Origin of the sequence: Acidovorax sp. SDU_ACID1 (genome assembly GCF_045291395.1) — a bacterium.
Lineage (GTDB): Bacteria > Pseudomonadota > Gammaproteobacteria > Burkholderiales > Burkholderiaceae_C > MR-S7.
The window spans coordinates 2,479,807-2,501,396 of sequence record NZ_CP152342.1 but is presented as its reverse complement, the minus strand read 5'-3'; the positions used below and the strand labels follow the sequence as shown (position 1 = coordinate 2,501,396).

Sequence of the window (21,590 nt, the reverse complement as noted above, 5' to 3'; positions counted from 1 at the left end):
GGCACTGCCGGATATCGGCCGGCCAGCCCTTGCGGTCAGGGGAGGCTCAAGTCCACACCGAGGCTCTTGGCAAGGGTGAATGTGAAGAGCATCACCCCCAGGAGCCCCAGCATGAAGACAGCAGCCACCTTGCAGCCCGTGCGCAGCAGCGCGCGCTTGTCCATCCTCTTGCCTTGGTCGTAATGCCACTTGACGGCAAAGAACATGCAGGTGCCGAAGATGAGAACCTTGAACGCAACGAAGACTACAGGAACCCAATCGATCATCTTGAGAATTTCCACCCTATGACTTGACACTGTCTATCGCGAGGAGCACCACCGTCCCGGATGAGAGAGGCGCAAACGTCAGCGATTGCCATACAAGAATGGGGCTGCTGCACGTTCTGAGGCATATTGGCTGAAAGCAATTTCCATACATCGAGACAAAATGTCCTCGCTGAAATCCATGCAAGATGACAATTTGCCCATTTGGCTGCCGCGATTGGCCGTGCATGGCGGGCCGCGTTTTCTGCAGATTGCGGATGCCTTGCAGGCGGCGATGGCAGAAGGATCGCTGAAGCCGGGTGACCGCCTGCCTCCGCAGCGCCTGCTGGCAGCCCTGCTGGGCGTCGACCTGACGACGGTCACGCGCGCATACGATGAAGCCAGGCGCCGCCACTTGCTGGAGGGCCGCGGCGCTCGAGGTACCTATGTCGCGGCACCGAAAGCCGAACTGACATCGATCCTCGACCTGAGCATGAATACCCCGCCATCGCCGGATGGCGTGGACTTCGACGACCTGCTGAAACAGGGCTTGTCTCAGGTATTGATGAGGTCGGATGCCGAATTGCTGATGACTTACCACTTGGGCGGGGGAAGCGACTCGGACCGCAAGGCTGGAGCCCGATGGCTCGAACCGATGTTTGGCTATCTGGATGCTGGGCAGGTGGTTGTCTGCCCGGGCGCGCAGGCGGCGATCGCCGCACTGATCCTTGCACTGACGAGGCCTGACGATGTGATATTGGCAGAGCCGACGAGTTATCCCGGCCTGCGTACCGCAGCGACCCAATTCGGCCGCCACATCATTGCGGTGGAAGCGGACGGGCACGGGATGGTGCCTGAGATGCTTGAGCAAGCGTGCCGCCAGCACAAGCCTGCGCTGGTATACCTCAATCCGACATTGCAGAACCCGACCGCCATCACCATTCCGGAACGCCGGCGCCAGGAGCTCGTCAGCATTGCGAAGCGCTGCAATGTACGAATCGTTGAGGATGATCCCTATTGGCTGCTTGCCGATGCCCCTCCACCACCTGTTGCCACGTTTGCTCCGGAGCAGGCGTACTACATCTCGACCCTGTCGAAATGCCTGACGCCCGGCTTGCGGGTCGCGTTTGTGCTCATACGTGACCCGCACGAACGCGAACGGTTCCTGGTCGCGCTCAGGTCATTTGCGCTGATGGCCGCTCCTCTGACGGCAGCCCTCGCCACGCAGTGGATCCTCGACGGCTCGGCTGCCGCATTGATGGAAGGCGTACGCAAGGAGGCGCGTCTGCGCCACTGGATGGCCAGGGATATTCTGGCGGGGCGGTACAGCGGCGCGGGAGACGGCCTGCATGTATGGCTGGAGTTGCCCGGATATTGGAACTCCTCGCAGCTGGCGCGTGCCGCCGACAGCGAGGGGATAGCCGTCACGCCGGCAGAGGCATTCGCCAATGGCAGCGGGTCCGTGAATGCCATTCGGATTTCTTTGGGCAGCGTCAAGGACCGTGAACGCTTAAAGGCGGGTCTTCGACGGCTGTCTCATCTGCTTGCGCGACGGCCCGAGTCGTTTGGCGCTGCTGTGGTCTAGCGGTTGCACAGAGGTGCGATAGCGCTTATCCGGCTCCTATGGCGCATCGGCCAGAGAGCGCACCACGTCCAGCAGCACATCGGCGCCTTGGGCGAGATGGCGCTGCGCGGTGTATTCGCGTGGGTTGTGGCTGATGCCCTGGTGGCTGGGCACGAAGACCATGGCCGACGGGCAGATGCGCGCCATCATCTGCGCGTCGTGCCCCGCGCCGGAGGTCATGCGGCGGTGGCTGTATCCGCGCGCGGCGGCGGCTGCTGCGATGCGTGCAGCGATGCGTTCGTCGAAGCGCACGGGGGCGAAGCGCGCCAGGCGCCGCGCCGCGATGCGCACGCCTTGCTCGGCTGCGAGCTGTTGCAGGTACTCGGCAAGCTGCTCCTCCGCGCGCTGCAGCAGCGCCTCGTCGGTGTGGCGCAGGTCCACGGTGAGCGTGGCGCGCGCGGCGATCACGTTGATGAGGCCGGGGTGCAGGCCGATCGCGCCCACGGTACCGACCAGCGTGCCGCCTGCCCCGCCGGCCAGGCCGCGCACGAAGACGGCGATGGCGGCAGCGCAGTAGCCCGCGTCGCGCCGCAGGTGCATGGGCGTGGTGCCGGCGTGGTTGGACTGGCCGGTGATGGCGATCTCCTGCCACGAGATGCCCTGCAGGTCGTGCACCACGCCGATGTCGATGCCCTCGGCCTCCAGCACCGGCCCCTGTTCGATGTGCAGTTCCACAAACGCATGCGGGCGGATGCTGCCGCAGGGCAGGTCGCCCGCGTAGCCGATGCGCGCCAGCTCGTCGCCCAGTCGGGCGCCGTCGGTGCCGGTGGTGTCCAGCGCCTGCGCGAGCGACAGGCCGCCGGCGTGCACCAGCGAACCCATCATGTCGGGCATGAAGCGCACGCCTTCTTCGTTGGTGAAGGCCGCGACGACGATGGGGCGGCGCGTGCCGATGCCGCGCGCGTCGAGCCAGCGCACCACCTCCAGCCCCGCGATCACGCCGTAGTTGCCGTCGTAGCGGCCGCCGGTGGCCACGGTGTCGATGTGTGATCCGGTCATCACCGGCGCGGCGTGGGCTTCCTGTCCCGTACGCGTGCCGAAGATGTTGCCGATCCGGTCCACCTGCACATGCAGGCCGCATTCGCGCATCCAGGCCACGATCTGGTCGCGGCCGGCGCGGTCGGCGTCGGTGAGGGCGATGCGGCACACGCCGCCGGCGTCGGTGGCGCCGATGGCGGCGTGCGCGTGCAGGCGCTGCTGCAGGGCCGTGCCGTCGATGCCGCCTTGCACGCGCAGCCAGGCGGCCTGGGCCGCGCGCACGGCCTCGGCGCTGCGGCCCACGATGCATTCGTACACGCTCGGGGCGGTGGCGCCTTCGGTGCTGACCAGCAGCACGCGCGACTGGGCGTCCAGGCCCATGCGGTCCGCCAATGCGGGGCTGCGCAGCAGCGCCGCCAGGCCGGCCAGGCCGGCGGCGCCCGACTCGCCACTGACGATGGGCACGTCGCCGGCCTCGCCGCCGGCCAGCAGGCGCATGGCCTGCTCGGCGTCGGCGTCGCTCACGGTGAGGAAACCATCCACGCAGGGGGCGAGGAAGCGCCAGGCCAGCGGAGAGGTTTCGCCGCAGGCCAGGCCCGCCATCACCGAATCGACCGTGCCCGTGGCGCGCGCGGGAGCACCGCGCAGGGCGCTTTGCTGGAGGCAGTCGGCCTGCTGAGGCTCCACGACGACGAGGGTGGGGCGCTGCGCGCCGTAGCGCTCCCAGAACACGCTGGCCAGGCCCGCGGCCAGGCCACCCACACCGCCCTGCAGGAAGACATGGGTGTAGGGACAGGGGCCCTGGGGTGGCGCGGTGTCGAGCACCTCGTCGGCGATCACGCCATAGCCCTGCATCACGTCGCGGGGAATGTCCTCGTAGCCGTCGTACGAGGTGTCGGACACCACCTGCCAGCCGTGTTCGGCGGCCAGCCGCGCGGCCTCGGCGACGGAGTCGTCGTAGTTGCCCGCGATGCGCACGATGCGCGCGCCCAGCGCGGCGATGGGCGCCTCGCGCTCCTGGCTCACATGCGCGTGCAGCACGATCACGCAGCGGCAGCCGATGCTCTGCGCCGCGGCGGCCAGGGCGCGGCCGTGGTTGCCGTCGGTGGCGCTGATGACGGTGAAGCCGCCCAGCGCCTGCGCATGCCGGCCGGCCCACAGCCCTTCGGGCGTGAAGCCCGCGCCGGGCCAGCGGCGCAGCACCAGGCGCAGCAGCGCGATGGGCGCGCCCAGCGTCTTGAAGCTCGCCAGCGAAGAGCGGGTGGATTCGTCCTTCAGCGCGATACTCTGCACGCCCAGGCGCGCGGCCAGGCCCGGCAGGTCCCACAGCGGCGTGGGGCCGGGGTGCAGGCCGCTCCAGGGGCGCAGCCACTGCCGGCTCTGGCGCGCGGTGGCCAGGTTCATGAGGGCGTGCAGTTCGGCGTCGTATGCGCCGCGGCGCGCCTGGGAATTGGTGACGAGGGGCGTGGTCATGGCGTGAGGCGGCGGCGGGCGATTTCCGCGAAATAGCGCGCGCCGACGGGTAGCACGCGGTCGTTGAAGTCGTAGCGGGCGTTGTGCAGCGGCACGCCGCCGGGGCTGTCGCCCGCGCCGTTGCCGATGAACACGAACGCGCCGGGCACGTGGCGCAGGAAGGCGCCGAAGTCTTCCGAGATCATCATGGGCGCGACGTCGGCGTCCACCTGGTCCGCGCCCACGATGGCGGTGGCGGCGGCCACGGCGGCGTCGGTGCAGGCGGGCCAGTTCACGGTGGGCGCGAACTCGTGCGTGTATTCCACCGTGCAGTGCGCGCCGTGCGCGGCGCACAGCCCTTCGCAGATGGCGCGCATGCGCGCCTCCAGCAGCGCCTGCACGGCGGGCGAATAGCTGCGCGTGTCCCCCTTGATGGTCACGTGCGTGGGGATGGCGTTGCGGATGCCGTCGGTGATGAACTCGGTGCACGACACCACGGCGCTGTCGCCCGGATCGACGGCGCGCGCCACGATGGTCTGCAGCGCCAGCACGATCTGCGCGCCGATCACCAGCGGGTCCACGCCCATGTGCGGGCGCGCGGCGTGGCCGCCCCGGCCGGTGATGTGGATGGCGAAGTTGTCCTCGCTGGCCATGATGCCGCCCGCGCGCGTGGCGATGCGGCCTTCGGCCATGCCCGGCATGTTGTGCGCGCCGTAGATCTCGTCCACCGGAAAGCGTTCGAACAGTCCGTCGGCCATCATCGCGGCGGCGCCGCGCCCATGCTCCTCGGCGGGCTGGAAGATGAAGCGCACCGTGCCGTCGAAGTCCCGCCGCTCGGCCAGCAGCCGCGCGGCGCCCAGCGCCATGGCCATGTGGCCGTCGTGCCCGCAGGCATGCATGCAGCCCGCATTGCGCGAGGCGTGGGCGCGGCCCTGGTCCGGGCCCACTGCCTCGGCGATGGCCAGCGCATCCATGTCGGCCCGGATGCCGATGGCGCGCGTGCCGGTGCCGGCCGTGAGGCTGGCCACCACGCCCGTGCCGCCGATGCCCCGGCGCACCTCCAGGCCCAGGGCCTGGAGGATGCCGGCCACGTAATCGGACGTGCGCTGTTCGTTGAAGCCGGTTTCGGGGTGCTGGTGCAGATGGCGGCGCCAGCGCACGAGCTGGCCGGAAAAGTCGTCTGGGGCGGTGTGGTCCATGGCGTGATTCTTGGCGCTCCGCCGTGGGACGTTTCACCGCAATGCAGGCCCATTGCGGGACAAAGCACGCACAATAGCCGTCTATCTTCCCCTTTTGTACCGCTGACCGCCATGGCCCCGCTGGACCACCTCGACACCCAGATACTCACCCTGCTGCAGCAGGACGCATCGCTGCCGGTGCGCACGCTGGCCGAGCGCGTGCACAGCTCGCCCGCCACGGTGCAGCGGCGCGTGGCCCAGTTGCGCGAATCGGGGGTCCTGCTCAAGCAGGTGGCCCTGGTGGACCGGCGCAAGGTGGGACGGGCGCTGACGGCCTTCGTGTCGGTGGAGCTGGACAAGCAGAACGACGCACTGCTGCGTGCGTTCGAGCAGCGCATGCTGGCCGAGGACGATGTGCAGGCGTGCTACGAGGTGTCGGGCGAGTTCGACTTCCTGCTGATCGTGAATGCGCCGTCGATGGAGCACTACCACGCGTTCACACGGGCGGTTTTCTCGTCGAACAACAACGTGCGCAACTTCAAGAGCACGTTCGCGATGCACTGCGCGAAGTTCGAGACGGCGGTGCCTTTGGTATAGGGACTTGCCTGGACCCGCAATATGGGAGTGCAGTGACATTGCCGGTACGCGCGTTCAAGGCACCTGCTGTGGCACCGGAATCTCCTCGGTGCGCGCTGCCAGAAAAGTGACCGTGGCGCACAACAGCGCCATCGCACCGCAAAACACCAGCAGCGCGCGATGCAACCCGAGGTGGTCCGACAGCCAGCCCATGCCCAAGATTGGCACGATGGTGCCCAGGTAGCCCACGATCAGGTACGACGACAGCAGCCCGCCGCGCTCGTGCGGCTGGGTGAGCTTGCTGATCACGCCCATGCCCGCCACGCTGGCCAGGCCGTGGCCGAAGGCGGTCATCAGCACAGCGGCCACGAACACGGCCGTGTGGCCGGTGAGCGTAGTCGCCACCAGCAGCAGGTTGCACAGCACCAGGGCCACGCCGCTGGTCAGCACCACGCGCTTGGTGCGCCAGTTGCGCACCAGGAACTGGAAGGCGGACGACAGGAACAGGATCATCGCGATCGACAGGCCGCTCACGGCCGGGCCGTGCCACGGCACGATTTCGCGCATGAAGCTGGGCGCCAGCGAGGAATACAGGCTGAACATGCCGAACGCGCTGAACGCGCCCATGCTGGCCAGCCAGAACTGGCGCCGGCGCGCGCGCGGCGGGCGGGTCATGCGCGGCCTCCACTGGGCGATGACGCCGCGCCAGGTGCCGGGCGGCAGCGTGTCCTGCACCGGGGCGGGCAGGCCCTCCAGCCGGTGCAGCGCGTAGACGGCCAGCAGGCCCATGGCAGCCGTGGGCAGGTAGGCGGTGACGAGCGGCCAGGGCGCCCACTGCGCGATGAGGCCGCCCACCAGCGGCCCCAGGCCGAAGCCCAGCGTGATCGCCATGGAGGTGAGCGCCGCCGTGCGGCGCGGGTCGCGCCCCGGGCTGGCCTGCACCATGCCGGTGGAGGCGGAGGTGGTGATCATCCCCGAGGCCAGGCCGATCATGGTGCGCGCCAGCATGAAGACCGGCGTGTTCCACGCCAGCGCCGAGAGCAGCAAGCCCGCCGTCATCAGCACGAGCCCGGTGCGCAGGATGGAAAGCGCGCCGTAGCGCTGCGTGAGCCGTCCGAGGAACATCAGGCTGGCCAGCGCGCCGAACATGTAGACCACGAAGATGTGCGTGATGTCGCTGGGCCTGAGCCCCCATGCCTGCTGGTACAGCGGGTAGAGCGGGCTGGCGAGCGCGGTGCCCATGACGCCGACGCACATGGCGTAGCCGATCCAGACGACGGGAGACCAGGGTTTTTGCATAGGCGACGGGGCATGGTACCGCGCGGTGCGCTGCCGCCCGTTCGCGGCTAGACTGGCGCAGCACCCACCACAGCGCATCTATGGCCGATTCCAAGCTCCCTGCCGCAACCTTTCCCCGGGCACCTGGCGACATGAGCGAGAAGGTGCGCGCCTATCCGTGGGCCGCGCATCCGCTGGGCCCCATCGACACCTGGCCCCTGGCGCTGCGCGTGGCGCTGGACATGGTGCTGGCCTCGCATTTCCCCAAGTGCCTGGTCTGGGGCGAGCACCAGACCACGCTCTACAACGACGCCTTCCGCACCATCCTGGGCGACAAGCCCGAGGCGCTGGGCCGGCCGTTCCACGAGGTCTGGGCGGAGGCGTGGGACACGATAGGCCCCATCGCCGCGCGTGCGCGGGCGGGCGAGGCCACCTTCCTCGCCGACATGCCGCTGGTGGTGCGCCGCTACGGCTACGACGAGCAGGCCTACTTCACCTTCTGCTACAGCCCCGTGCGCGACGAGCACGGCATGGTTGCGGGCTGGGTGGACACGGTGATCGAGACCACGCAGGCCCACAAGGCCCAGCAGCAGCTGCGCGAGGAGGCGTCATCGCTGGAGCAGCAGGTGGTCGAGCGCACGGCAGACCGCGACCGGCTGTGGGAAATCTCGGACGCGCTGATGATCGTCTCGCGCTTCGACGGCGTCATCGTCGCCGCCAACCCTGGCTGGACGGCGGCCCTGGGATGGAGCGAGGGCGAGAGCGTGGGGCGCCATGTGCGCGACTTCGTGTTCGAGGGCGACGTGCAGGCGCTCGACGTGGAGACCACGCTGCTGAGCACCGGCACGCCGCGGCGCCAGTTGCGCCTGCGCTTCGTGCAACGCAGCGGCGAGGTGCGCTGGATCGCCTGGTCGGTGGTCGCGGCCGACGGCTTCGTGCATGCCGTGGGGCGCGACGTGACCGAGGACCTGATGCGTGAGAAGGCCCTGGCCGAGGTCGAGGAGCGCCTGCGCCAGAGCCAGAAGATGGAGGCCATCGGCCAGCTCACCGGCGGTATCGCGCACGACTTCAACAACATGCTGCAGGGCATCATGCTGCCGCTGCAGCTCATGCACCGGCGGCTGCAGCAGGGGCGCACGCAGGAGGTGGAGCGCTACATCGAGTCGGCGCTGGCCTCCGCGCGGCGCGCCGCCTCGCTCACGCAGCGGCTGCTGGCGTTCTCGCGCCGCCAGCCGCTGGACGTGCGGCCTACCGACGTGGCGGCCGTGCTGCGCGGGCTCGAGCCCATGCTGCGCAGCAGCTGCGTGGAGAACATCACGCTGTCCAGCGATCTGCCCGAGGGTCTGTGGAGCGTGCGCACCGACCGGCACCAGTTCGAGAGCGCGGTGCTGAACCTGGCCATCAATGCGCGCGACGCCATGCCGGGCGGCGGCGACCTGCGCGTGTCCGCCGCCAACGTGGTGGTCGCGGCGCAGCCCGGCCGCCACGAAGGGCCGGGCGGCCTGGCGCCGGGCGACTACGTGCGCGTGAGCGTGGCGGACACGGGCACGGGCATGACGCCGGACGTGATCGAGCGCGCGTTCGACCCCTTCTTCACCACCAAGCCCATCGGCCAGGGCACGGGGCTGGGGCTGTCCATGATCTACGGCTACATGCGCCAGACCGGCGGCGCGGTGGAGATCGACAGCCGCCCCGGCAGCGGCACCACCATGCACCTGTACCTGCCGCGCACAGAGCAGCCGCCCAGCGACGAGCCGTACCCGCGGCTGGACCTGCAGGCCGCCGCCAAGCGGCGCGACTCCGTGCTGGTGGTGGAGGACGATGCCACCGTGCGCGCGCTGGTGGTGGAACTGCTGCGCGACATGGGCTTCCAGGTGATGCAGGCGGCCACCGGCCACGAGGCGATGGTGCTGCTGTCGGGCGCGTTGCACTTCGACCTGCTGGTCACCGACGTAGGGCTGCCCGGCCCCAACGGCCGGCAGGTGGCCGACTTCGCGTGCGAGAAGCTGCCAAACATCCGCGTACTGCTCATGACCGGCTACGCTGAACGGGCGGCTGCCAGCCCCAACCTGCTGGGCTGCAACATGGAATTGCTGGTGAAGCCGTTCGATGCGCCGGCCTTCGTGGACAAGGTACGCCAGATGATGGGCAGTTGCGGCAGCGCGCCGGCCGGGGCGTAAAATACCGCCCCTCGGCTTGCGCATCCAGCGCATGCAGCTATGTTTTCAGGAGCTGAGGGGCAAGCGGTGGCCTCATGACGAGGCTGTCTAACCACCCAACTTTTTGTTCGTTGTGCTTGTCATGACGGGCCATTACATTCAGCCGCTTCCATTGAACCGCAGTCCACGCCGCCCGGGCTCCGTGCGGCGTTTGCGCTTGTATTGCTCATGATCGAACTTAGGGGTATCACCCAGATCTACCCGGGCCCGCAAGGCCCCGTCGAGGCCCTGCGCGGCATCGACCTGCATGTCACGCCCGGCGAGGTGTTCGGCATCATCGGCCGCTCCGGCGCGGGCAAGAGCTCGCTGGTGCGCGTCATCAACCTGCTCAACCGGCCGACCAAGGGCCAGGTGGTGGTGGCCGGGCGCGACATGACGCAGCTGGACGACGCCGCGCTGCGCGCTGCGCGCCGCGAGATCGGCATGGTGTTCCAGCACTTCAACCTGCTGTCCTCGCGCACGGTGTTCGAGAACGCCGCCCTGCCGCTGGAACTGGCGGGCATGTCCGGGGCCGCGATCCGGCAGCGCGTCGGGCCGCTGCTGGAACTGGTGGGCCTGGCCCACCTGGCCGACCGCTACCCGGCGCAGATCTCCGGCGGGCAGAAGCAGCGCGTGGGCATCGCCCGCGCGCTGGCCAGCAACCCCAAGGTGCTGCTGTCGGACGAGGCCACCTCCGCGCTGGACCCGGAGACCACGCGCTCCATCCTCGACCTGCTGCGCCAGGTGAACCGCGAGCTGGGCGTGACGGTGGTGCTCATCACGCACCAGATGCAGGTCATCAAGCAGATCGCCGACCGCGTGGCCGTCATCGACGCGGGCCGCATCGTGGAAATGGGGCCGGTGGTCGAGATCTTCACCCGCCCTCGGCAGGACATCACCAAGAGCCTGATCGACGAGATCGTGCCGCAGGAACTGCCCGCCAGCGTGCTCGCGCGCGTGCGCGCCCTGGCCGCGCGCCTGGCGCCGGGAGACAGCGGGCAGCTGATGCGCCTGTCTTACGCGGGCGAGCAGGCCTACGAGCCCATCCTCTCGCACCTGATCCGCGAGCTGGGCCTGGACCTGTCCATCCTGCATGGGCAGATCGACGAGATCCAGGAGCAGACCTTCGGTTCGCTCGCCGTGTATGCGAGCGGCCCCATGGCGCGCATCGGCGCGGCCATCGATTACCTGCGCGCCCAGGGCGTCGTGGTCAAGACGGTTGAGGTGAACTGATGTTCGAGAATTTTTCCGAAATGATGCTGGAGCTGTTCGTCACGTCGCTCTGGGAGACGCTCATCATGGTCGGCGTCTCCGGCATGGTGGGCGGCCTCGTGGGCATTCCGCTGGGCGTGTTCCTGCGCCTGACCGACGCGGGCGGCGTGCTGGAGAACGGCCCGGCCAACAAGATCGTGGGCTGGATCGTGAACGCCGTGCGCTCCACGCCGTTCATCATCCTGCTGGTGGCCATCATCCCGTTCACGCGCTTCATCACGGGCTCGTCCATCGGCACCTGGGCCGCCGTGGTGCCGTTGACCATCGCTGTCGCGCCCTTCATCGCGCGGCTGGTGGAAACCGCGCTGCGCGAGGTGGACAACGGCCTGGTGGAAGCCGCCCAGTCCATGGGTGCCACCACCTGGCAGATCGTCTGGAAGGTACTGCTGCCCGAGGCGCTGCCCGGCATCGTGGCGGGGCTGACGATCAGCTTCGTGAGCCTCACGGGCTACTCGGCCATGGCCGGCGCCATCGGCGGCGGCGGGCTGGGCGACCTGGGCATCCGCTACGGCTACCAGCGCTTCCTGCCCGACATCATGCTGGCGGTGGTGGTCATCCTGATCTTCTTCGTGCAGGCCATCCAGAGCCTGGGCGACTGGGCCGTGCGGCGCCTGAGCCATCGCTGAGTCACCCACCCCGTTACCCACCGACGAGGCCCTTGCAATGCAAGGGCCTTGTGCGTTTTTGGGGGTGTCAAAACCAAATTCGTTTTCCGCACATGGATCATCGAAAAGCGCATTTTTCACCAGTCGATGCCGTGAATACCATGGGAGATTCACATCGCAACGGGTAGAAAATGGGCAAGGCATATTTCGACGACGGCAGGATCGAGTTAACGCATTACGGGGCCGCCGCCTGGAAAATCACGGACGGCAAACACACGGTATTGCTCGATCCCTATTTCACGCGGCTGCGCTATTCCGGCAAGCGGTTCGGCATGCTCCCCGCCAGCGCGGCTCCCGGGGACGAGCGGCCGGCGCACAGCTTCGACGATATTGTGGAAAGCGATACGGCCGTCATCGACCGGCATATCGACGAGGCGACGCATATTCTGCTGTCCCATGCGCATTTCAACCACTGCATGGACATGCCCTATATCGCCAGGAAAACGGGTGCGCTGGTCATCGGCTCCTACAGCGCGACCAATATCGCTAGCGCTTATGGCGTGGAAGAAGACCGGCTGATTACCGTGCGCGGCGGCGAGGATTACGATTTCGGTGAAATATCGATCCGGGTCATTCCCAGCCTGCATTCGGCCCTGTGCGACAAATGCTATTTCGATGCGGGAATCGTCCCTGAGGGGCTGAAGGGGCCGCTGCCTCTGAAGGCCTTCTCCGAAGGCGGCACCTTCGGCTATCTCATCCGGTTCCGCCAGCACGAGGTGCTGCTGTTCGGCTCGATGAACTACATCGAGCGGGAGGTGCAGGGGCTGACCCCCTCGGTCATTCTCGTGCCGGCGGCCCGTCCGCGCCTGCAGGTCTGGCAATACACGGCGCGCCTCCTGAAAGCCACGGGCCTGCCCAAGGTGGTCGTCGCCACCCACTGGGACGTGCAGACCTATCCCTATGGCGCGGACCAGTCGTCCGCGCTGGAGCAGGCGGCGTCCTTCCAGCGCGAAGTGCAGGAGGTGTCGCCCCGGTCCACCCAGGTATTGCCGCGGCATTTCGAAACGTTCGCCATCCATGCGGACCACCGCGTCGCCTTTCCTGCAGCCGCGCACGCGCAGGGGGTTCATCATGCATAAGCGTGCCCTGGTCCTCTCTGCGCTGCTGGCGGCGACCGCCGGCTCGGACCTGCTGGCCAAGGAGGTCCAATACCCCAGCAAGCCGATCACGCTCATCGTTCCCTACCCGCCGGGCGGGCCCAACGACGTGATTGCGCGCACGCTGTCCGCCGAGCTGTCGAAGGAACTGAAGGTTCCGGTGGTCATCGAGAACAAGGCAGGCGCCGCCGGGAACATCGGCACGGCGGCCGCGGCACGCGCTCCGTCCGACGGGTACACGATCGCGCTACCCGGGAGCGCGCTGGCGATCAACACCGTCATCTTCGACAACCTGCCCTACAGGCTGTCGGATTTCCGGGCCATCGGCCTGGTGGCCCAGGGACCCGTCGTAGCGGTGGCGCACCCATCTGCCGGCATCCGCTCCATTGCCGAACTCGCGCAGGCTGCCAAGGCGCGGCCGGAGGCCTTCCCGTTCCCCTCCGGCGGCAAAGGCACTTCCCCCCATCTGGGCGGTGTGCTGTTCAACCAGCAGGCCCAGGTGAAGATGACCCACGTGCCGTACAAGGGCACGGGCGAATTCGTGCCGGACCTGCTGGCGGGGCGTGTGCCCGTGGCATTCGTGAGCCCCCTGATAGCGCGGCAGCACGTGGACTCGGGCGCGCTCGTCGCTTTGGCCACCACGGGCGAGAAGCGCCTGCGTGGCTGGGAGCGCGTGCCCACGGTGGCTGAGAGCGGCTACCCGGGCTTCAAGGTGCAGCCCTGGTATGCGCTGGTCGCGCCTGCGGCCACGCCCGACGGGGTGGTCCACACGCTCCACGAGGCATTGCAGAAGGCGCTGCAGTCGCCGCGGGTGCAGGAAAAGCTGGTCAATCTCGGGCTCGACGCGGTGCCGGGCACTATCCGGCAGGCCGATGCCGCCATCCTCGGCGAAGCCGCCCAGTGGAAGGGCATCGACTGGTCGGAGTGATGCTTATATGCATGGGTTGTGTGGAAATGAAAATTTATTCGTTTTTGCGCTGTACGGGAGCACCTAGGATGCGCGTCATCTCTCCATCGAAAGGTATTTTTTGTGAACAAGCGCTCCCTGCTCCAATCGACCCTCGCGCTGGCCCTGGCGGCCGGCCTTTCGCCCGCCGCGCTGGCGCAGGACAAGCCGATCAAGATCGGCGTGACGGCCGGCCCGCATGCGCAGATCTTCGAGCAGGTCAAGAAGGTGGCGGAAAAGCAGGGCCTGAAGCTGCAGGTCGTGGAGTTCAGCGACTACGTGCAGCCCAACGCGGCGCTGGCCTCGGGCGACCTGGACGCCAACAGCTACCAGCACAAGCCCTACCTGGACGCGCAGATCAAGGACCGCGGCTACCCCTTCGCCGTGGCGGCCAACACCGTCACCTTCCCGATCGGGCTGTACTCCAAGAAGGTCAAGAAGCTGGCCGACCTGAAGGAGGGCGCGCGCTTCGGCATTCCCAACGACCCCACCAACGGCGGGCGCGTGCTGCTGCTGCTGCAGGCGCAGGGCCTCATCAAGCTCAAGGACGGCGCGGGGCTGAAGGCCACGCCGCTGGACGTGGTGAGCAACCCCAAGAAGCTGAAGTTCGTGGAACTGGACGCCGCGCAACTGCCGCGCTCGCTGGACGACCTGGACGCCTCGGCCATCAACACCAACTTCGCCATCTCGGCCGGGCTCAACCCCAAGACCGACTCCATCGCGCAGGAGAACCCGGACGGCCCGTACGTGAATATCCTCGTCGTGCGTGAGGCCGACAAGAACAAGCCGTGGGTGGCGCAGCTCGTGAAGGCCTACCATAACGACGAGATCCGCCGCTTCATCGACACGCAGTTCAAGGGCTCGGTGCTGGCGGGCTGGTGATTTTTCCCTCCTCTCCTTTGAAAGGGTTTTCATGAGCACGTACCGCATCGCCGTCGTCGTCGGCAGCCTCCGCAAGGATTCGTTCAACCGCAAGCTGGCCACGGCGCTGGCGCGCCTGGCACCGCAGGATTTCGAGTTCCAACAGGTGCGCATCGACGATCTGCCGCTGTACAACCAGGACGACGATGGCAACCAGGCCGAAGCGGTGCGCCGCCTGAAGGGCGAGATCGCGGCCGCGCAGGGCGTGCTGTTCGTCACGCCGGAGTACAACCGCTCCATTCCGGGCGTGCTCAAGAACGCGCTGGACCACGGCTCGCGCCCCTACGGCCAGAGCTGCTGGGCGGGCAAGCCCGCCGGGGTGGTGGGCACGTCCATCGGTGCCATCGGCACCGCGCTGGCGCAGCAGCATCTGCGCAACGTGCTGGCCTACCTGGACATGCCCACGCTGGGCCAGCCCGAGGCCTTCGTCCACGCCAAGCACGGCCTGTTCGACGCCGACGGCAATGTCGGCGAAGCCAGCCGTGCCTTCCTGCAGGGCTGGGTGGACAAGTACGTGGCCTGGGTCAAGCGTCACTCCTGAACTGATAGCTGCCAGCGCTTGATGGATAAGCGCTAGAGGCGCTTTTCATATAAGAAAACCCGGCTATGCCGCACAGGCATGGCCGGGTTTTCTGCATGGGGCGCTCGCTCAGGCGGCCTGTGCGATGCGCGCCTGGTTGGCGGCGCGGGCCTGCACTTCGGCCTGGATGGCCTGGGTGGCGGCGGCCAGCGCCTGGGCCTTGGCGTCGGGTCCCATGCCCACGCCCTCGGCGCGCACGATGCGCACGTCGGTCACGCCGAAGAAGCCCAGCACCGTGCGCAGGTAGCTTTCCTGGTGGTCCATGGCGCGGCCGGCGTCGCTGGTGGAATACACGCCGCCCCGGCTGGAGGCGATGATCACCGTCTTGCCCTTGGCGAGGCCTTCGGGGCCGTCGGCCGTGTAGCGGAAGGTGCGGCCGGGCTGGGCGAGGCGGTCGATCCAGGCCTTGAGCTGCGTGGGAATGGCGAAGTTGTAGAACGGCGCGCCGATCACCACCACGTCGGCCGCGAGGAACTGGCGCACCAGGCGCTCGGACACGGCGTTCTCGCGCTGCTGGGCCTCGGTGAGTCCCTCGGTCTGGCCGGTGCGCGGGGCCATGGCGTCCATGGTGAAGTGGGCGGGGGCGTTCTCGGCCAGGTCCAGGTAATCCACCTGGGTGCCAGGGTGGGCGGCCTTCCAGGCCTGGACGATCTGCGCCGTGAGCAGGCGGGAGACGGACTGTTCGCCGGTCACGGCGGAATCGATGTGCAGCAGTTGCATGGAAAGCTCCGGTAGGAATGGGGCCCCGAGGGTGGGGCGATGGAGCTATTGTGATTTTGGTGCGAATGTTTGATAAGCCGGCAATATTGCGATAGATTGTCCTGAATTTCAATTCAATACCATGCAAGACCTGAACGACATGCTGTATTTCGCCGAGGTGGCCGAGCGCGGCGGCTTCGCCGCGGCCGGGCGGGCGCTGGGCATTCCCAAGTCGCGCCTGTCGCGCCGCGTGGCCGAACTGGAGGCGCGCCTGGGCGTGCGCCTGCTGCAGCGCACCACGCGCACGCTGTCGCTCACGGAAGTGGGCGAGGCCTACCTGTGCCACTGCCTGTCCATGCGCGAATCGGCCCAGGCCGCGGAGGACACGGTGGCCCAGGTGCATTCGGAACCGCGCGGCACGGTGCGCGTGACCTGCCCGGTGACGCTGGCGCAGGAGGTGCTGGGCGAGCTGATGCCGGCCTTCCTGGCGCGCCACCCGCTGGTGCGCCTGGAGATGCAGGTCACCAACCGCGTGGTCAACGTGGTGGAGGAGGGCGTGGACGTGGCCTTGCGCGTGCGCCTCACCCTGGACGAGAGCGGCAGCATGGTGGTCAAACGGCTGGACGAGGGGCGCCAGCTGCTGGTGGCCAGCCCGGCGCAGCTCGCGCGCCAGGGCACGCCCGCCACGCTGGATGACCTGGCGCGCATGGACACCATGGCCATGTCCGCCACCGATGGGCGCACCAGCCTGTGCCTGATCGGCCCCGGCGGGCGCGAGGAAACGGTGCACTTCACCCCGCGCTACGTGGCCGACGACCTGCTCACCCTGCGCTTCGCCGCCCTGGCCGGTACGGGCCTGTGCTGGCTGCCCGACTACATGTGCCAGGCGGAGCTGGAAGCTGGCCGGCTGGTGCAGCTACTGCCCGAGTGGTCGCAGCCGAGGGGCATCGTGCACGCGGTGTTCGCCTCGCGGCGGGGGCTGTCGCCGGCGGTGCGCAGCTTCCTGGACTACCTGGGCGAGGCCGTGCCGCGCCATGCCAAGCTGTGCAGCAGCGCTACCTCTACATAGATCATTTGCCTATAAATTCACAACGATATATTCGTTTGGGTTTGAAGGGCGGGCTCGCACAATCCGCCCATCATGCAAGCAAGCGATGGCGTGGCGGCAGCCCAGGACAGCACGGACACCGGCGGTGACGGCGCGCGGTGCTCCGTCGTCATCGTGCCGGGCTGGCGCGACTCGGGGCCGGGCCACTGGCAAAGCCTCTGGGCCCAGCGTCTGCCCGGTGCGGTGCGCGTGGTGCAGGACGACTGGGAGTCGCCCTCGCGCGCAGCCTGGGTGGCCACGCTGGAGGCCACCGTGCTCGCCGCACCACACCCGGTGGTGATCGCCGCGCACAGCCTCGGCTGCATCGCCACCACGCACCTGGGTGCCCAGGCGGCGGCGCGCATCCGCGGTGCATTGCTGGTGGCGCCCGCCGACCCGGAGCGCCGTGCGGTGCTCAGCGACTTCGCCCCCGTGCCCTATGCGCGGCTGCCCTACCGCAGCGTGCTCGTGGCCAGCGGCAACGACCCGTTCTGCCCGATCCGCCTGGCGGGTGCCTACGCCCGGGCGTGGGGCAGCGAATTCGTGCGCCTGCAGCAGGCGGGCCACATCAACGTGGAGTCGGGCCACGGCGAATGGCCGCTGGGCTGGGCGCTGCTGCACTCGCTGCTGGGCGATGCGGAGCCCGCACCCGTCGCAGGTGCGCGGGCCAAAGCGCCCCGGCTGGCGCTGGCCTGAGCGGTTTTGCTCTCTTAACCGTAGCTGCTTGCGCTTGATGGACAAGCGCTGGAGGCCATTTTGGCTTCAGATGCCTTCTTTATTCCAAAAGGCGATTAATTTACAAAAATATATTCTTTTGAGTTTTAAGCGATCGTCGGGACAATGCCTCCATTCACAGCAACCGGCGACGCACAACATGACTTCGACCTCCAAGCTCAAGACCCTCATCGCTTCCCTGGCGCTGGCCGCCAGCGGGCTCGCATCGGCACAGGCCAACGGGCTGCTCAACGTGTCCTACGACGTGGCGCGCGAGTTCTACAAGGACTACAACGCCGCCTTCGTCGCCCATTACAAGAAGACCAAGGGTGTCGACGTGAAGGTCGACCAGGCCCACGGCGGCTCCAGCGCCCAGGCGCGTGCCGTGAACGACGGCTTGGCGGCCGACGTGGTCACGTTCAACACCACGACCGACGTGCAGTTCCTCGCCGACAACGGCGTGGTCGCCAAGGACTGGGCCAAGAAGTTCCCGCACGACGCATCGCCCACCACCTCCACCATGCTGTTCCTGGTGCGCCACGGCAACCCCAAGAACATCAAGGACTGGGACGACCTGGTGCGCCCCGACGTGAAGGTCGTCGTGGTCAACCCCAAGACCGGCGGCAACGGCCGCTACGCCTACCTGGGCGCCTGGGGCTCGGTGCGCGAGAAGGGCGGCACCGACGCGCAGGCGGCCGAGTTCGTCGGCAAGCTCTACAAGAACGTGCCCGTGCTCGCCAAGGGCGGGCGCGACGCGACGGCCACCTTCCTGCAGCGCAACATCGGCGACGTGCTGATCACGTTCGAGTCGGAAGTGGTGTCGGTCGAGCGCGAGTTCGGCAAGGGCAAGGTCGATGCGGTCTATCCGTCGGTGAGCGTCACGGCCGAGAACCCCGTGGCCGTCGTGGAGCGCACCGTGGCCAAGAAGGGCACGGGCGAACTCGCCAAGGCGTACCTCGACTACCTCTACTCCGACGAGGCGCAGGAAATCGCCGCCAAGCACGCCATCCGTCCGCGCTCCGAAGCGGTGCTTAAAAAACATGCCGACCTCTTCAAGCCCATCCAGCAGTTCACCGTGGCCAAGTACTTCGGCAGCTTGACCGAGGCGCAGAAGGTGCACTTCAACGACGGCGGCCAGTTCGACAAGCTCTACACGCCCGGCAAGTAACTCCGCCATGACCACGCTAGCGCTGGGCGCCGCCCAGCCTCCCAAGCGCGCGCGCAAGCGCGTGCTGCCCGGCTTCGGCCTGACGCTGGGCTACACGCTGTTCTACCTGAGCATCATCGTGCTCATCCCCCTGACGGCGCTGCTGTTCAAGACGTTCACGATGACCTGGCCCCAGTTCTGGGACGCCGTGGCCGCGCCGCGCGTGCTGGCCTCGTACCGGCTCACGTTCGGCGCCTCGTTCATCGCGGCGTGCGTGAACCTCGTCTTCGGCCTGCTGATCGCGTGGGTGCTGGTGCGCTACCAGTTCCCCGGCAAGAAGATCGTCGATGCGCTGGTCGATCTGCCCTTCGCGCTGCCCACGGCCGTGGCGGGCATCTCGCTCACTGCGCTGCTGGCGGGCAACGGCTGGATCGGGCAGTACCTGGAGCCGCTGGGCATCCAGCTCGCGTTCAACCCCAACGGCATCGTGATCGCGCTGATCTTCATCGGCCTGCCGTTCGTGGTGCGCACGGTGCAGCCGGTGTTGGAAGACAGCGAGAAGGAGCTGGAAGAGGCCGCGACGAGCCTGGGCGCCACGCGCTGGCAGATCTTCCGCCACGTGATCCTGCCGGCCATCACGCCCGCGCTGCTCACGGGCTTCGCCATGGCCTTCGCGCGCGCCGTGGGCGAATACGGCTCGGTCATTTTCATCGCAGGCAACATGCCCATGGTCTCGGAAATCACGCCGCTCATCATCATCGGCAAGCTGGAGCAGTACGACTACGCGGGCGCCACGGCGGTGGCCGTGGTGATGCTGGTCATCTCCTTCGTCATGCTGCTGGTCATCAACGCGCTGCAGGCCTGGCAGCGCCGCCACGCGGGGGCGCCGGTATGAGCACGGCAACGCACACCATCCGCCGCGCCAAGGCGGGCACCACCGAGGCGCCCTGGGTCAAGTGGACGCTGATCGGCGTCGCCATGGTCTTCCTGCTGCTGTTCCTCGTGCTGCCGCTCGCGGCGGTGTTCACCGAGGCGCTGCGCAAGGGCGTGGACGCCTACCTGGCGGGCCTGAAAGAGCCCGATGCCTGGTCGGCCATCCAGCTCACGCTGCTCACCGCCGTGATCGCCGTGCCGCTGAACCTCGTCTTCGGCGTGGCGGCGGCGTGGTGCATCGCCAAGTACGAGTTCAAGGGCAAGGCGTTTTTGACGACGCTGATCGACCTGCCGTTCTCCATCTCGCCCGTGGTCGCGGGCCTGATGTACGTGCTGGTGTTCGGCGCGCACGGCTGGTTCGGCCCATGGCTCGCGGAGCACGACATCAAGATCATCTTCGCCGTGCCCGGCATCGTGCTCGCGACGGTGTTCGTCACCTTCCCGTTCATCGCGCGCGAACTGATCCCGTTGATGCAAGCGCAGGGCAATGACGAGGAGCAGGCCGCCATCGTGCTCGGCGCGAGCGGCTGGCAGACCTTCTGGCACGTGACGCTGCCCAACATCAAGTGGGGCCTGCTGTACGGCGTGATCCTCTGCAACGCGCGCGCCATGGGCGAGTTCGGCGCGGTGTCGGTCGTCTCGGGCCACATCCGCGGACAGACCAACACGATCCCGCTGCATGTGGAGATCCTCTACAACGAATACCAGTCGGTCGCCGCGTTCGCCGCTGCCTCGCTGCTGGCGCTGCTGGCGCTGGTCACGCTGGTCATCAAGTCGGTGGCCGAGTGGAAGAGCGAGCAAGAGATGAAGGCCGCCGCCGAGCTGCCGCCCGAGCGGCCCCGGCCCTGAAAGAAAGCACACCATGAGCATCGAAATCCGCAACGTCAGCAAGCAGTTCGGCGACTTCCAGGCGCTGCGCGACGTGAGCCTGGACATCGCTTCGGGCGAACTCATCGCGCTGCTCGGCCCCTCGGGCTGCGGCAAGACCACGCTGCTGCGCATCATCGCCGGGCTGGAAACGCCCGACGTGGGCAGCATCCACTTCAGCGGCGAAGACACGACCGACGTGCACGTGCGCGAGCGCGGCGTGGGCTTCGTGTTCCAGCACTACGCGCTGTTCCGCCACATGACGGTGTTCGACAACGTGGCTTTCGGCCTGCGCATGAAGCCGCGCGGCGAGCGGCCCAGCGAGGCGAAGATCAAGGAAAAGGTGATGAGCCTGCTCCAGCTGGTGCAGCTCGACTGGATCGCCGACCGCTACCCCTCGCAGCTCTCGGGCGGGCAGCGCCAGCGCATCGCCCTGGCGCGCGCGCTGGCCGTGGAGCCCAAGGTGCTGCTGCTGGACGAGCCCTTCGGCGCGCTGGACGCCAAGGTGCGCAAGGAACTGCGCCGCTGGCTGCGCCGCCTGCACGACGAGCTGCACGTGACCAGCATCTTCGTGACGCACGACCAGGAAGAAGCGCTGGAAGTGGCCGACCGCGTGGTCGTCATCAACCAGGGCAAGATCGAGCAGCAGGGCACGCCCCAGCAGGTGTGGGACAACCCGGCCAGCCCCTTCGTCTATGGCTTCCTGGGCGACGTGAACCTGTTCAAGGGCCGCGCGAGCGACGGGCGCATCCACCTCGACGACGGCATGCAGCTCGACAGCCCCGAGGCGGGCCATGCCGACGGCACGCGCGCCTTCGCCTACGTGCGTCCGCACGACCTGGACGTGGAGCGTTACTCGCCCGGCCAGGCGCTGGACGCGCACGGGCGCCCCAGCGGCATCGTGGCGCAGCTTTCGCGCGCCATCGTCGTGGGGCCGATCGCGCGGCTGGAACTAATTCCCGAAGGCAACACCCAATCGGCGGACAATGCGGACTCGGACGCATTGATCGAAGCGCAGATCCCGGCGCAGCAGTTCCACGACATGGGGCTGCGCGAAGGCGAGACGCTGGTGGTCACACCGCGCCGCGCCAAGGTGTTTCTGGACCAAGCCGCCGGCATCTGACGCCCGCGCCCCC

At 67.9% G+C, this 21,590-nt stretch carries 20 protein-coding genes and 1 pseudogene; 15 read left to right on the top strand and 6 right to left on the bottom strand.

What is annotated here, in order from left to right; all coding sequences use genetic code 11:
• Positions 1–35: 35 nt before the first annotated feature.
• Positions 36–266, bottom strand: a complete 231-nt coding sequence (locus AAG689_RS12340) for a hypothetical protein (RefSeq protein ID WP_406626191.1) — start codon at positions 264–266, stop codon at positions 36–38.
• A 178-nt stretch (positions 267–444) separates the two neighbouring features.
• Here AAG689_RS12340 and AAG689_RS12335 point away from each other — a divergent pair, with 178 nt between their 5' ends.
• Positions 445–1,827: a PLP-dependent aminotransferase family protein gene (locus tag AAG689_RS12335; RefSeq protein WP_406626334.1), complete on the top strand. Its 1,383-nt coding sequence runs from the start codon at positions 445–447 to the stop codon at positions 1,825–1,827.
• A gap of 36 nt (positions 1,828–1,863) precedes the next feature.
• Here AAG689_RS12335 and AAG689_RS12330 read toward each other — a convergent pair whose 3' ends face one another.
• The 3 genes and pseudogenes from AAG689_RS12330 to AAG689_RS12320 all read right to left on the bottom strand — a co-directional run bounded on the left by AAG689_RS12330 (position 1,864) and on the right by AAG689_RS12320 (position 5,495).
• Positions 1,864–3,102 carry a M20 family metallo-hydrolase gene (locus tag AAG689_RS12330; RefSeq protein ID WP_406626333.1) on the bottom strand — a complete coding sequence of 413 codons (1,239 nt, stop codon included), beginning with the start codon at positions 3,100–3,102 and terminating at the stop codon, positions 1,864–1,866.
• 3 nt (positions 3,103–3,105) lie between these two features.
• A pseudogene (locus AAG689_RS12325) lies at positions 3,106–4,317 on the bottom strand (diaminopropionate ammonia-lyase); the annotation flags it as partial.
• The gene (locus tag AAG689_RS12320; protein WP_406626190.1) at positions 4,314–5,495 is read right to left on the bottom strand and encodes a M20 aminoacylase family protein; all 1,182 of its coding nucleotides are present in this window, start codon (positions 5,493–5,495) and stop codon (positions 4,314–4,316) included. The gene AAG689_RS12320 and the pseudogene AAG689_RS12325, both read right to left, overlap by 4 nt.
• A gap of 111 nt (positions 5,496–5,606) precedes the next feature.
• Between AAG689_RS12320 and AAG689_RS12315 the strand changes: the two genes are divergently transcribed.
• Entirely contained in the window at positions 5,607–6,071 is a 465-nt protein-coding gene (locus tag AAG689_RS12315) for an Lrp/AsnC family transcriptional regulator (protein ID WP_406626189.1), read from the top strand.
• Between the two features lie 54 nt (positions 6,072–6,125).
• Here the strand turns inward: AAG689_RS12315 and AAG689_RS12310 are convergent, their stop codons facing one another.
• Positions 6,126–7,349 carry an MFS transporter gene (locus tag AAG689_RS12310; RefSeq protein ID WP_406626188.1) on the bottom strand — a complete coding sequence of 408 codons (1,224 nt, stop codon included), beginning with the start codon at positions 7,347–7,349 and terminating at the stop codon, positions 6,126–6,128.
• A 131-nt stretch (positions 7,350–7,480) separates the two neighbouring features.
• Here AAG689_RS12310 and AAG689_RS12305 point away from each other — a divergent pair, with 131 nt between their 5' ends.
• The 7 genes from AAG689_RS12305 (at position 7,481) to AAG689_RS12275 (ending at position 14,968) form a co-directional block, all read left to right on the top strand.
• A complete protein-coding gene (locus tag AAG689_RS12305) occupies positions 7,481–9,508 on the top strand; it encodes an ATP-binding protein (protein ID WP_406626187.1) in 2,028 nt (675 codons plus the stop codon).
• Between the two features lie 207 nt (positions 9,509–9,715).
• The gene (locus AAG689_RS12300; RefSeq protein WP_406626186.1) at positions 9,716–10,759 is read left to right on the top strand and encodes a methionine ABC transporter ATP-binding protein; all 1,044 of its coding nucleotides are present in this window, start codon (positions 9,716–9,718) and stop codon (positions 10,757–10,759) included.
• Positions 10,759–11,424 (top strand): methionine ABC transporter permease, encoded by a 666-nt coding sequence (locus AAG689_RS12295; protein WP_406626185.1) that lies wholly within the window; start codon positions 10,759–10,761, stop codon positions 11,422–11,424. Before AAG689_RS12300 ends, AAG689_RS12295 begins: the two co-directional genes overlap by 1 nt.
• 170 nt (positions 11,425–11,594) lie before the next feature.
• Positions 11,595–12,542 (top strand): MBL fold metallo-hydrolase, encoded by a 948-nt coding sequence (locus tag AAG689_RS12290; RefSeq protein ID WP_406626184.1) that lies wholly within the window; start codon positions 11,595–11,597, stop codon positions 12,540–12,542.
• Positions 12,535–13,488 (top strand): tripartite tricarboxylate transporter substrate binding protein, encoded by a 954-nt coding sequence (locus AAG689_RS12285; protein WP_406626183.1) that lies wholly within the window; start codon positions 12,535–12,537, stop codon positions 13,486–13,488. Before AAG689_RS12290 ends, AAG689_RS12285 begins: the two co-directional genes overlap by 8 nt.
• A 102-nt stretch (positions 13,489–13,590) precedes the next feature.
• Positions 13,591–14,388, top strand: a complete 798-nt coding sequence (locus AAG689_RS12280) for a MetQ/NlpA family ABC transporter substrate-binding protein (RefSeq protein WP_020227561.1) — start codon at positions 13,591–13,593, stop codon at positions 14,386–14,388.
• A 31-nt stretch (positions 14,389–14,419) separates the two neighbouring features.
• Positions 14,420–14,968, top strand: coding sequence for an NADPH-dependent FMN reductase (locus AAG689_RS12275; RefSeq protein WP_406626182.1), 549 nt, complete (start codon positions 14,420–14,422; stop codon positions 14,966–14,968).
• Positions 14,969–15,076: 108 nt separating this feature from the next.
• Here AAG689_RS12275 and AAG689_RS12270 read toward each other — a convergent pair whose 3' ends face one another.
• The gene (locus AAG689_RS12270) at positions 15,077–15,727 is read right to left on the bottom strand and encodes an FMN-dependent NADH-azoreductase (RefSeq protein ID WP_406626181.1); all 651 of its coding nucleotides are present in this window, start codon (positions 15,725–15,727) and stop codon (positions 15,077–15,079) included.
• 121 nt (positions 15,728–15,848) lie between these two features.
• On the opposite strand from AAG689_RS12270, the gene AAG689_RS12265 reads away from it, so the two are divergent.
• The 6 genes from AAG689_RS12265 (at position 15,849) to AAG689_RS12240 (ending at position 21,577) form a co-directional block, all read left to right on the top strand.
• The gene (locus AAG689_RS12265) at positions 15,849–16,775 is read left to right on the top strand and encodes a LysR family transcriptional regulator (RefSeq protein ID WP_406626180.1); all 927 of its coding nucleotides are present in this window, start codon (positions 15,849–15,851) and stop codon (positions 16,773–16,775) included.
• A gap of 72 nt (positions 16,776–16,847) precedes the next feature.
• Positions 16,848–17,489 carry an RBBP9/YdeN family alpha/beta hydrolase gene (locus AAG689_RS12260; RefSeq protein WP_406626179.1) on the top strand — a complete coding sequence of 214 codons (642 nt, stop codon included), beginning with the start codon at positions 16,848–16,850 and terminating at the stop codon, positions 17,487–17,489.
• A 178-nt stretch (positions 17,490–17,667) separates the two neighbouring features.
• On the top strand, positions 17,668–18,675 hold the full coding sequence (locus AAG689_RS12255) for a sulfate ABC transporter substrate-binding protein (protein WP_406626178.1): 1,008 nt from the start codon (positions 17,668–17,670) through the stop codon (positions 18,673–18,675).
• 7 nt (positions 18,676–18,682) lie between these two features.
• Positions 18,683–19,549: a sulfate ABC transporter permease subunit CysT gene (gene cysT, locus AAG689_RS12250; protein WP_406626177.1), complete on the top strand. Its 867-nt coding sequence runs from the start codon at positions 18,683–18,685 to the stop codon at positions 19,547–19,549.
• Complete coding sequence (gene cysW / locus AAG689_RS12245; protein WP_406626176.1) at positions 19,546–20,436, top strand: sulfate ABC transporter permease subunit CysW; 891 nt, start codon at positions 19,546–19,548, stop codon at positions 20,434–20,436. Before cysT ends, cysW begins: the two co-directional genes overlap by 4 nt.
• Before the next feature lie 13 nt (positions 20,437–20,449).
• Positions 20,450–21,577, top strand: coding sequence for a sulfate/molybdate ABC transporter ATP-binding protein (locus AAG689_RS12240; RefSeq protein ID WP_406626175.1), 1,128 nt, complete (start codon positions 20,450–20,452; stop codon positions 21,575–21,577).
• Positions 21,578–21,590: the final 13 nt, after the last annotated feature.